This window comes from Intestinibaculum porci (genome assembly GCF_003925875.1).
Lineage (GTDB): Bacteria > Bacillota_I > Bacilli_A > Erysipelotrichales > Coprobacillaceae > Intestinibaculum > Intestinibaculum porci.
The window spans coordinates 25,370-37,262 of record NZ_AP019309.1; the positions used below are offsets into that span (position 1 = coordinate 25,370).

The 11,893-nt window shown below is 37.9% G+C and carries 9 protein-coding genes, 1 other RNA gene and 1 pseudogene; 7 read left to right on the forward strand and 4 right to left on the reverse strand.

Going from position 1 to position 11,893, the window contains the following annotated elements:
* Nucleotides 1-13 precede the first annotated feature (13 nt).
* Together SG0102_RS00120 and SG0102_RS00125 are read right to left on the reverse strand one after the other, a co-directional pair.
* A complete protein-coding gene (locus SG0102_RS00120; RefSeq protein ID WP_125118071.1) occupies nt 14-541 on the reverse strand; it encodes a PadR family transcriptional regulator in 528 nt (175 codons plus the stop codon).
* A gap of 36 nt (nt 542-577) precedes the next feature.
* Nucleotides 578-1,675, reverse strand: coding sequence for a DUF871 domain-containing protein (locus tag SG0102_RS00125; protein ID WP_125118072.1), 1,098 nt, complete (start codon nt 1,673-1,675; stop codon nt 578-580).
* 123 nt (nt 1,676-1,798) lie between these two features.
* Between SG0102_RS00125 and SG0102_RS00130 the strand changes: the two genes are divergently transcribed.
* From SG0102_RS00130 to ssrA, 5 genes are all read left to right on the forward strand, one after another.
* Nucleotides 1,799-3,508 carry an MraY family glycosyltransferase gene (locus SG0102_RS00130; protein ID WP_125118073.1) on the forward strand — a complete coding sequence of 570 codons (1,710 nt, stop codon included), beginning with the start codon at nt 1,799-1,801 and terminating at the stop codon, nt 3,506-3,508.
* A 175-nt stretch (nt 3,509-3,683) separates the two neighbouring features.
* On the forward strand, nt 3,684-3,905 hold the full coding sequence (secG, locus tag SG0102_RS00135; RefSeq protein WP_125118074.1) for a preprotein translocase subunit SecG: 222 nt from the start codon (nt 3,684-3,686) through the stop codon (nt 3,903-3,905).
* Nucleotides 3,906-3,950: 45 nt separating this feature from the next.
* On the forward strand, nt 3,951-6,188 hold the full coding sequence (gene rnr, locus SG0102_RS00140; protein ID WP_125118075.1) for a ribonuclease R: 2,238 nt from the start codon (nt 3,951-3,953) through the stop codon (nt 6,186-6,188).
* Between the two features lie 5 nt (nt 6,189-6,193).
* On the forward strand, nt 6,194-6,640 hold the full coding sequence (gene smpB / locus SG0102_RS00145; protein ID WP_125118076.1) for an SsrA-binding protein SmpB: 447 nt from the start codon (nt 6,194-6,196) through the stop codon (nt 6,638-6,640).
* Nucleotide 6,641: 1 nt separating this feature from the next.
* Nucleotides 6,642-6,994: a transfer-messenger RNA gene (gene ssrA, locus SG0102_RS00150) on the forward strand.
* A 192-nt stretch (nt 6,995-7,186) separates the two neighbouring features.
* On the opposite strand, the pseudogene SG0102_RS15920 reads toward ssrA, so the two are convergent.
* Together SG0102_RS15920 and SG0102_RS00160 are read right to left on the reverse strand one after the other, a co-directional pair.
* Nucleotides 7,187-7,375 (reverse strand): annotated as a pseudogene (locus SG0102_RS15920) (hypothetical protein); the annotation flags it as partial.
* Between the two features lie 34 nt (nt 7,376-7,409).
* On the reverse strand, nt 7,410-7,667 hold the full coding sequence (locus SG0102_RS00160) for a type II toxin-antitoxin system Phd/YefM family antitoxin (RefSeq protein WP_125118077.1): 258 nt from the start codon (nt 7,665-7,667) through the stop codon (nt 7,410-7,412).
* 852 nt (nt 7,668-8,519) lie between these two features.
* Between SG0102_RS00160 and SG0102_RS00165 the strand changes: the two genes are divergently transcribed.
* Complete coding sequence (locus SG0102_RS00165) at nt 8,520-9,761, forward strand: L-lactate MFS transporter (protein ID WP_125118078.1); 1,242 nt, start codon at nt 8,520-8,522, stop codon at nt 9,759-9,761.
* Complete coding sequence (locus SG0102_RS00170) at nt 9,761-11,704, forward strand: oxidoreductase (protein ID WP_125118079.1); 1,944 nt, start codon at nt 9,761-9,763, stop codon at nt 11,702-11,704. The genes SG0102_RS00165 and SG0102_RS00170 overlap by 1 nt, the downstream gene beginning before the upstream one ends.
* Nucleotides 11,705-11,893 lie beyond the last annotated feature (189 nt).

Below are 11,893 nucleotides of genomic sequence, written 5' to 3' on the forward strand. Positions count from 1 at the left end.
AAGGTCAGGACGCTTAATCCTGACCTTTCGATTCTTCTTGAATATAGTCTAAACATTCATTTAACCAGTTCACATAGAAATCTTCTCGCTCTATAGAGCCTTTGAGAAGGAGATAATAACCTCGCTCTTCATGAGAGGGATGACCTGATTTATATTTTTGACGAAGAATAACCTGCAAGAACTTCTGCTTTGCTTCATGCTGGATCTTCTGACTCTGCAAAAGCTCACAGATTCTTTCATCATCCATGCGATGACTAAAGTACATTCGTAGTGAGAAGATATCTTTGGCAGTATTATCCAAGGCTTGATCCTTGACGAGCCATTGATCTAGTTCTGCACTGCCTTTATGAGTAATGTTATAGCCATCTGGATTTTTGGTGATCAGTCCTTCTTTGGTTAAACGATTGATTTCAGGAATGACCTGAATATGCTTTGTAGACCAGAAACAGCCAATATCCTGTGAGATGGTTTGACCAATTTCTTCTTCATTCATAGGTTTAAGACTTAGAATGCCTAAAACGGCAAATTTTAGTGTACGCATTTCTATCACCTTCTAAGCCTTATTCTAACACACTTTTTACTGTTCTTTTAAGATTTTGAAATGATAACCTGGATGAATATAGTCTAATAAGCCAAGTTCTTCTTCTTTGATATGACCAACACAGTTGCGTTCGCCATCATTGGGAATATCACGTAAAGCTATTTCCAATTCCCCGCGGTAGTGGGCTAGGTTATCATTGACAATAAGGACATCGCCTTTCGAGAAATGATCTTTCTCATAAGGCACATAAGGAATGGACTGATCCTTATAGAGCAGGCGAACCATCGAACTTCTTAAGAAGTAGCTAGAAGCATCAAAGCGGGTCCAGTGAGGGGTATAATCATAGACAATTGCTTTTTCAATATCAGTGATCGTCTTCTCTTCATCCATCTTTAACGTGACTTGATCGCGTGCAATGGAAGCTAAAGCTTTTAATTCTTCTTCACTCGCAAAGGCATTGCCAATAATGACATCGTCCACTAAACCGGTCGCAAAATAATAGCGCCCCTGTAAATCAATCGGCAAATTACGCATATCTTCACAGGTTGGCAGACCGCAGAAGACATTCCAAGGGCCATGGGTATCTTTCTCCTGACTAGAGACAAAGGCAGCCGTATGTAAGTTTAATGACTTCCAGAAGGTATTCATCTGATTAAAGAACTGCCAGTCTAAACCGGAATAACGTTCCGGAAAGAAGTTATGACAGACAGTCATCTGATTGACATTGGCACCGCCTTTAATAAGGACATCGACACCAGGATTCATGGAGGCATTGAATTCAATCATAATATGCTCTGGGTTATGAGTGATAGTGACATCACCATCAAAACCAAAAGATTCATCCAGGCGAATGATATCGACGCCCATTTCTTTAAATGGCGAGAGATCATCATAATTAGCTCCTAAATGTTTAAAGACGCGCTGGTTGGTATCAACCGCAACTTTGAAGCCGAGTTCATGAGCTTTGTCCATGAATGCTTTAAAGTCTTTCATAATCTTTTCTTTGGATTCATCAACGGATAACAGGCAGGTAAAGATACGGGTATAGCCGTAGTGAGCAGCTAATGCCATATAGTGGTAAGTTTCTTCTAAATTTTCTTTCTCTGGGTAGACAGAAATTCCTAATTCATGCATAAATAGACTCCTTTCGTTTTCGAAAATTATAACATGAGTCTTTATTCTGGTTAGGTTATTTTCATATTATGTGTTATTTTCGCATTAATTACGTTATAATGACTCCATAAAGGAGAGAATGCCATGAATTTCACTTTCATTCTTTCTTTTGGTGTTGCTTTTTTAATCTCATTGATTCTTGTCCCCATCGTCGGGAAAGCGACCAAACAGCTAGGCATTATCGCTCATACAAATAAAAGAACGATTCACCATGGAATTATTCCAAGAACTGGTGGTTATGCTATTTATGTATCTTTTATTTTAACGGCAGCGTTTTTCCTGAAGACCGATAATCAGATTAACTCCATGCTTATTGGAGGACTGATTATCTTTCTGACTGGTTTTTATGATGATATTCATGATTTACCGCCCAAGCTTAAACTGCTAGGACAGATTGCGGCTGCCTGTGTCGTCATCTTTTATGGCGGCATCTCGCTAAAGGATTTTACGATTCCGTATATTCCTACAAACCTGTCTTACGCCATTGCCATTGTCATTACAATCTTATGGATTGTTGGTATTACCAATGCCATCAATCTGATTGATGGCTTAGATGGTTTATGTGCTGGTATATCGATCATTGTCTTATTAACGATTACGATGTCATCAATCCGTTCAGGACGCTTTGATATTGCCTCATTATCAATGATTTTAGCAGGCGCCATTGGCGGCTTTCTGGTTTATAACTTTCACCCCGCTAAGATCTTTATGGGGGACTGCGGTGCTTTATTTATCGGTTATATGATTTCTGTTATATCCTTACTCGGGTATGGCTATAAGACCTCAACATTCTTTACATTGTCAGCACCCATTGTCGTTTTAACGGTGCCTATGGCGGATACGATTATTGCCATTGTCCGTCGTAAGGTGAATCATAAACACTTTGATGAAGCCGATCGTGGTCATTTACATCATCAGCTGATGATTCGTTTAAACCTTGGTCAGACAAAGAGTGTCCTGATTCTTTATGGGGTTACTATTTTATTCTCACTGATCTCATATATGTCTCAGCGTCATCCGTTAAGAGCCTTAGGTCTTTTCCTGTTATTCCTGTTTATCTTTGAGTTATTCATTGAAATAACGGATATGATTTCAAGAAAATATAAACCGGTATTAACGATTATCAATATCTTTGTGAAGAGTGATAAACTGCCAAAGATCAAGGAGTCAGAGCCATATCGACGTTTTATAAAAAAACATACCAAAAGAATTCTTGCAATCCTTTGCTTATGCTTAGTAGTTGGCGGGGGAACAAGCTATTACTATTATCAGAAACAGGCCAAAGAGGCGCCTAAACATCCTGAGATTATTTATAAACTGAATTCTGATCCAACCAAACTGGAAAAGACAATTTATAAAGACATTACCAAAAATCAAAATAATGTCACCTTAGAGTTAGGCAAGTATATTGCGGCTTACTTCGCGGCGGATTACTACACTTTATCCAATAAGGATAAGAATGTCATTGGCGGAACTGATTTCTTCTATAAATCCCGTCTCACAGCATTTAAAAACTATGCGAAACAAGAGTATTATAAAAATGCGAATACTTTAATCGCTAATCAGCAAAATGATATTGAAGTGACCTCTTATACGATTGATCAGGCTGACCGTTCAGACTTTGAATTAAGCGGTCTGGAAGATTATAAGTATTATGATGTTACCTTAACCTTAAAGTTTAATCGTCATAATCCGATTATTAATAGTAATGGGATTACGGTCATGATTACCTTAATTAATAAAGATAACCGCATCAGTGTCGTGGCGACCGATACGATGCAGGTAATTGAGTAGGAAGTGTTCTTCCTGCTTTTTTGTATCTTAACATCCCTTTACATTCATTTCACATTTTTGGTGGTATAATATGAGTAGAAGCCCCCTAATAGCGAAATAAGTTGTAATTACCAGGTCATTATGATATTATACTAACGCTTGTGTATAAAATATTCTAAAAAAGGAGGCTTGTCAGATGTTAAAAATTTTATTAATAATCGTATCAGTAGCCCTCATTATTGTTTGCTTATTACAGACAGGTAAGACGGAAGATATCGTAAGTGCCTTAACTGGTCAAAGCTCTAACCTCTTTGCTCAGCAAAAGGAACGTGGCATTGATTTAGTGCTCACGAGAATTACAATCGGCTTAGGCATCGCATTCTTCGTACTTGCAATACTGATTAGAATGGGTAGTTAATAGGGCACACAGTGCTCTATTTTTTTTGGAAAGGAAGTGAGAAGTATGCAGGAAGAAGTATTAAAACTATTAGCTGATCGGAAGTATCAGGCCCGTTCCATCAACGAAATCGCCCATGCTTTACATCAGGATGAAAACACCGATGATTTTGTGAACTTCGTCAAACTGATGAATGCCATGGAAGATGAGAGTCTGATCATCAGAGATCGCAATAACCGATATTATTTATTAGATCAGCTGAACTTCTTTAAAGGCGTATTAAGTGTCAACCGTAAAGGTTTCGGTTTTGTGAAAATTGATGAGAAACGTGAATTCTATATCAATGAAAAGAATATTAAAGATGCGTTTAATGGTGATACAGTTTTAATTCAGAAACTGAATAAACAAAAAGGTGATAAAGAAGAAGCCTTAATCGTCAGAGTCTTAGAAAGAGGCTCTAATAAATATGTCGGAGAAGTGAAATCCGGCCGTAAAGATTTATATGTCGAAACCGATGATCCACGATTCCATAAGAAGATCTTCGTGGATGCCGCCCATGCCCATGGGGCGATGCCAGGACATAAAGTCGTTGTGGAAATCAAAACATACAAGCCTCAGTTAAAAGGGGATATCATTGAAATCTTAGGCCATAAAAATGATCCTGGAGTCGATATTCTCTCAATTATTAAAGCCCATGACATTACCATTGATTTCCCTGATGAAGTCTATGAATATATCGAAAAGAATATTCCTGATGAAATCGATCCAAATGATTTAAAGAATCGAGTGGATTTAAGAGATACCTTTATTGTGACGATCGATGGTGATGATGCCAAAGACTTAGATGATGCCATCTCATTAAGAAAGTTAGATAATGGGCATTATGAATTAGGTGTTCATATCGCTGATGTCTCTTATTATGTCAGAGAAAATACCCCGTTAGATAAAGAAGCAGTCAAAAGAGGGACTTCGATCTATTTAGTCGATCGCGTCATTCCAATGCTGCCACATAAATTATCCAATGGGATCTGTTCCTTAAATGAAGGCGTGGATCGTTATACTATTTCATGTATTATGGAATTAGATGAAAAGGGAAAAGTAGTGGATCATAAGATCTTACCAACCGTTATTCATTCTAATCACCGCATGACATACAATAATGTCAATCGTATTATTAATGGTGAAGATTTACCAGAATATCGTGATGCTAAAGACTTATTCTTCTTAATGAAAGAAGTTGCCGGCATCTTACATGAAAAACGTAAGAAACGCGGGGCTATTGACTTTGATACCAATGAAGCCAAGATCTTAGTTGATGAAAATGGTCATGTTGAAGACATCACTTTAAGACAGCGCGGTGAATCAGAACACTTCATTGAAGAGTTCATGCTTTGTGCGAACGAAACCGTTGCCGAACATTTTAAATGGATGGACTTACCGTTTATTTACCGTGTTCATGAATATCCAAAGGAAAAGAAATTAAGACAGTTTATTTCTATTGCCAGACCATTAGGTTATACCATTCATGGCTCCTTAGATCATGTTACACCACATGAATTAGCACGCGTCGTTGATGAATCGATTGGTCGTCCAGAACATACTGTCATCGCAACATTATTGTTAAGATGTATGCAGAAAGCACGTTATGATGCTCAGTGTTTAGGACACTTTGGTTTAGCAGATGAATTCTATACCCACTTTACCTCACCAATTCGTCGTTACCCGGATTTATTAGTCCATCGTTTGATTAGAACCTTCCTTTTTGATAAAAAAATGGATCGCATCAAACACTTTGATGAATTAATTCCATACTTAGCGGAGCAGTCATCAATGCGTGAACGTGTAGCGGTCGATACGGAATATGATGTTGATGATATGAAGAAAGCAGAATACATGGAAGAACATATTGGTGAAACCTTTGAAGGGGTGATCTCTTCAGTTACCAGCTTTGGCTTCTTTGTAGAACTGCCTAATACCATTGAAGGACTTGTTCATATGAACAACATGGCCGATGATTACTATAACTTCATTGAAGATCAGATGATGTTAGTTGGTGAAAGAACCGCTAAACAGTATCGTTTAGGTGATAAGGTTAAAGTTACGGTTTTAGATGTTGATAAGATGGAAAAACGTGTTGATTTCAGTGTCATTTCTACAACGAAAATCAAACGTAAAAAATTAACCACACAGGAAGATCATAGAAGCCATTTCCATAAGAAAAAAATATATGGAAATGAGAAAAAATATGGTCATAACAGTAGAGAAAGAAAAAATAAGAAGTATAATAAGAAAAGAAGGAGATAAGCGTTATGAACATTGTAGCTCAAAATAAGAAAGCCAGACATGATTACTTTATTTTAGAAACCTATGAAGCTGGCATTGAACTCAAAGGAACAGAAATTAAATCTATTCGCCGCGGTTCATGTAACTTAAAGGATTCTTTTATAAGAATCAAAGATGGTGAAGCTTATATTGAGAACATGTACGTTGCTCCTTACAAAGAGGGAAACATCTTTAATGTGGATCCTCGCAGAATAAGAAAGCTCCTCCTGCATAAAAAAGAAATTCGTAAATTACAAAAAGAAATTATGCAGGAGGGTTTGACAATTGTCCCTCTTAAGGTATACTTTAATACGTCGAAGGCAAAATTAGAAATTGCCCTCGCCAAAGGGAAAAAGAATTATGACAAACGCCAGTCTTTAAAAGAAAAAGACATGAAGCGAGATATCGATAAAGCATTGAAAAATGCTTATTAACGGGGATGTCTTGGATTCGACAGGGGTCAGTTTGAATTAAGTCGCAGTCGTAGGAGTACGTTAAACTCACCAACAAATATCTGGAAACAGAACAAATTACGCTTTCGCTTAGTAGTCGACATAGACTCGCGAATGCAGGCCTTTGAGATCTCATACTCGAAGATCCCTGTACTATAACCTAGTGAGATAAGGTGCGTGCGTTGTCTCGCGTACGTACTCGAAAATCTTGAGAATCGGTAAGTGAAAGACTGCCTGTGGATCGTAGCTTACTTAAATCTATTCGACAGGATAAACTGTAGAAGCTTAATATGGGACGGCTTTTGGACAGGGGTTCGATTCCCCTCATCTCCACCATATGCCTATTCAATCTCGGATTTTCCGAGATTTTTTTGTTTATCATAAATATTTGTCTGATTTTTTTCTATCAATAACAAATTTGTTGTATTCTTGGCGAGAATGACACAATTTGACACAAAAATAGTGTGTCATCGATGGGAAAAAAGAGGAAGTGTGGATATTTAATCTAACGCTTACGAATATCACAGCCTATTCATTATATTGATCTATTTTCATTCTTACCTTCTCGTTAGAAATATATGTATCATCAATTATTGTCCCGTTTTCAGGAAAAGAACATACATCTTCAATAGTATTATACAAATGATCTACAAACTTAGAAGCTGCTTGGGGATTTGATAAATTTATTGCAATAAACGGTGCGATATGGTCTAAATCTGCTTTAGCTTTTCATGTCAACCGATATTGAAAGCTAGATTCCATACTTACTCTTTAAATCACTGATTGCTTTATTTCCATCCACCGTGCGCCCTAATTTGATATCCTCAAGTCCATCGAGAATTTCTTTAGCTTCAATCATTTTTCGCATAGTTCTCTCATAATAATCAATGTCCATAACAACTAAACGTCGATATCCGTTTTTAGTTACAAAAACAGGGCCGTTTTCTTCAGTACAAAGGCGTTCTAGTTCAACTGTATTTTTTAAGTCACGCATAGGAATAATCTGCATAATATCAGCTTCTTTCTTGTGTCTTAATTATGTACTAAATTTAGCGCGAAGCAATGATGATTAAGTTATTTGCTTTGATTCTAAATTAAAAGCATTTTTTTGACCGTTCATACTTATTATCTTGCATTCGTGATGAAATAAAGGCATTCTATTATATAGAAATAGCTATTTATAGTAACCCAATATTGAAAGGATAATTGATATGAAAAAAATTTGGAATATGATATGTCATCGTCAAGTACATGATCGCGCTCTTAAATCACTTATGATGTTGATTACAGTCGTTTTTTACTTTTATTTGATGAGCTTCACGAAACATACTATAATAGTAGCAACGATTACCCTTATTATTTGTATCATACAAATATACTTAATCGATTATGTTTTTTATCTTCTTGACGAACATTACCACTAATTAAATATGACTGAAGAGCGTTAAAAATTATTTAACGCTTTTTTAGCGTGGGAGAACTCTTGTCGATCACAACTTTCATTTATAATTGCTCCAAGTGCATGATCTGCCACAAGACATTCTTACCTTCTTCAAAGATTTTACTCACCATAAAGCGTCAGAATGAATGGATCAATTATCTTTTGTTAAAAAAAGGGCTGAATATTTCCTGCAAAGCGTGATCACGACAAAGCATCAGACCATTTTTATTTCTATTCATGCATTATACAATCTATTGTACGTTTTAGGGTGTCGGCTAGTCCGACATTTTTACTTTACTTTGTTAGATCTAAAAATATTTTTATGTAAAGGTTTACAAAAAATTATGTGTAAATATTGACATGTCTTTAATTATATAGTATTATCATCACGTTCAATTTATCACAACAAGGAGAAATATTATGAATCTGACAAAGAAAAGATGGATTTATTTGGTATTGTGCTGCCTTATAAACCTATGCTTAGGCTCCATTTATGCCTGGAGTGTCTTTGCCACACCAATGGCAGAGCATTTAACAAAATTTGCACATCATACGCTTACCACTGGGGATCTGGCGATCGTTTATACGATTGCCAATGCAGTAGGACCAATCACAATGATCAGTGGTGGGTTCTTTAATGATAAGTTTGGTCCTAAGGCCGTCATTTTTACTGGCGGGCTGATGTTCGGTTTAGGCTTAATAGCATCAGGCTTTGTGCATTCAGTTGGTATGCTGGTTTTAACGTATGGTATTATTAGCGGCCTTGGCTTAGGCATGGCTTATGGCAGTACCATTTCTACTGCTGTTAAGTTTTTTCAGGATAAACGTGGGCTTATTGGTGGGATCACAACAGGGATTTATGGTTTAAGCTCAGTCATTCTGCCACCAGTTGTTACTGCAATCGTGGCAGCAACTGATGTCACGATGGCTTTTAAAATTATTGGGATCGTATTCTTAGTGATTGTTTGTGGTTCAGCATTATTCTTAAAGCCATGTCCTAATGACTTCGTTCCTGAAGGATGGACACCACCTGTAAACGTCAAAAGTAGTGCTCATGATAAAAACTGGAAAGAAATGTTAAAAACACCAATCTTCTATATCATGATTCTGACCTTAACTTGTGGGGCTTTCTCAGGCATGATGATCATCTCACAGGCCAGTGGCGTCGCGATGAATATGATTGGGATGGTTCCAGCCAGCGCTGCTTTAGCTGTTTCTGTTTTAGCTTTATTCAACGTTTTAGGAAGAATTGCAGCCGGTTTTATTTCCGATCGTATTGGTCGCATTAATACGTTAGCGGGAGCCTTGGTTCTTTCAATGTTTGGTTTGGGAGCGCTTTATTTATGCCATCAAGGCACCGTTGCTTTATTTTATCTTGGAATTGCGGTCGTTGGCATTTGCTTTGGTTCATTTATGGGCGTTTTCCCAGGCTTTACAGTTGACCGTTTTGGCGCTAAAAATAACTCAGTAAACTACGGTATTATGTTTATCGGCTTTGCTTTAGCAGGATATTTTGGTCCTTCGGTTATGCGTAGTATCTTTGCGGCAGATGGGGCTTATCAGCGCGCTTTCTTAATTGCTCTCGTTTTTGATATTGCTGGTATTATTCTGACATTCTTATATCGAGTTGTGCTTAATAAAACTGAAGGAGGAAATCACTAATGGAAAGACAATATAAACATCTCACAAGTCCTATTACGATAGGACGAACAACATTTAGAAATCGTATGTTCTCAGCGCCAATGGGCGGTACGGATATTACCAATGATGGCTGTATCGGTCCTAAATCAACAGCTTTCTATGAATTACGTGCGAAAGGCGGAGCTGCGGCCGTTACTGTTTCTGAATGTATGGTGCATAAAACAGATGGCTCTCATGCTTACCGTCTTGATGAATCTATTTTAAACTCTTTAGCAGGGGCTACATATACAGCTGATGCCATCAGAAGACATGGCGCGATCCCTTCATTAGAACTTTCTCATTCAGGCATGTTTGCCGGGACATACATGACAGATAAAACAAGACAACATGAACTTGTTCAGTATGGACCATGTGATACTACAAGAGCTGATGGGGTTAAAGTAAAAGCTTTAGATGAAGAGATGATTACTGAAATCGTTAAAGCTTATGGTCATGTGGCAGGCTTAGCGAAACGTGCTGGCTTTGAAATGATCATGATTCATGGTGGTCACGGCTGGCTGATTAACCAGTTCTTTTCACCATTATTTAACCATCGTGAAGATGAATATGGCGGATCACTAGAAAATCGCTGTCGTTTTGCGATTCGTGTTTTAAAATCCGTACGTGAAGCAGTTGGTCCTTATTTTCCCATTGAATTCCGCATGAGCGGCAGTGAATTTGTCGAAGGGGGATATGGCTTAGAAGATGGTGTAGAAATCGCCAAAATGATTGAACCTTATGTTGATATCATTCATGTTTCTGCAGGAACGTATCAGAAGACTTTTGGGATTACCCATCCTTCAATGTTCGAAGAACATGGCCGTAACGTCTTCTTAGCAGCGGAAATCAAGAAACATGTTTCAAAACCCGTTGCCACAATTGGTGGGTTAAATGATCCCGCCCAGTTAGAAGAAATCATTGCCAGTGGGAAGGCTGATATTGTTTATATGGCGAGAGCACTATTAGCGGATCCATTCTTACCACGTAAAGTCGTTGAAAATCGTCCAGAAGAAATCGTCAAATGTTTACGCTGCTTTACCTGTATGGCAGAAAGAGCCGCGACATCAACACGTCGCTGCACAGTGAACCCATTGATTGGCCGTGAACTTGAAGGTGACGAAATCACCCTGGCACCAGTCAAACGTAAAGTTGTTGTTGTCGGTGGAGGTCCTGGCGGATTATACGCAGCTTATACAGCGGCCCGTCGCGGTCATGATGTCGTCCTTTTTGAAAAAGAAAAGGAAGTCGGCGGCATCTTAAGAAGTGAACAGGCTCTTCCATTCAAACATGAAATGTATGAACTTTCAGGTACATATGAACTGTTAGCTAAGAAAGCCGGCGTTACCTTTAAGATGAATACCTTAGCGACGAAAGAAGTCGTTGAAAAAGAAAATCCTTATGCACTTATTATTGCTTCTGGATCAACGCCATTAGTTCCGCCAATCCCTGGTCTTGACGGAGACAATGTGGTTATTGTCAATAACTACTATAAGGAAAAAGAAAAGGTGACTGATCAGGTTGTTGTCTTTGGCGGTGGTCTTGCCGGCTGTGAATGTGCGATTCATTTAGGAATGGAAGGCAAAAACGTCGAATTAGTAGAAATGAGAGACGAATTAGCTCCTGATGCGAACGTCCGTCATCGTCTATTATTATTGGCTCAAGTCAATAAATATGTGCATGTTCATACGGGATTAAAAGGTGTTAAGGTCACTTCTGAAGGCATTGAATGTGTCGGCTCAGAAGGAAAGAATGTTCTTGTCAAAGGCACATCCGTCATTTGCGCTTTAGGCCAGCGTTCGACAACAAAAACCGTTGAAGAGCTGATGAATAGTGCCCCTTATGTCCGGGTTGTGGGGGATGCTGCTAAAGTATCCACAATTACTAATGCTGTTTACTGGGGCTATCATGCAGCTTTAGATATTTAACACATATATCATAACAACAGGATACATGTTTGAACAAATCTATAATGAGGCGAAGGAATAGTGATATTCTTTCGCTTTTTCATTTGTTAATTGAATTTATAATATTTCATTGATTTAATCAAAGCAAAGAATAGGGCTATGTTATAATATATTTACATACATATTCGGGGAAGGAATATGTTGATCAAT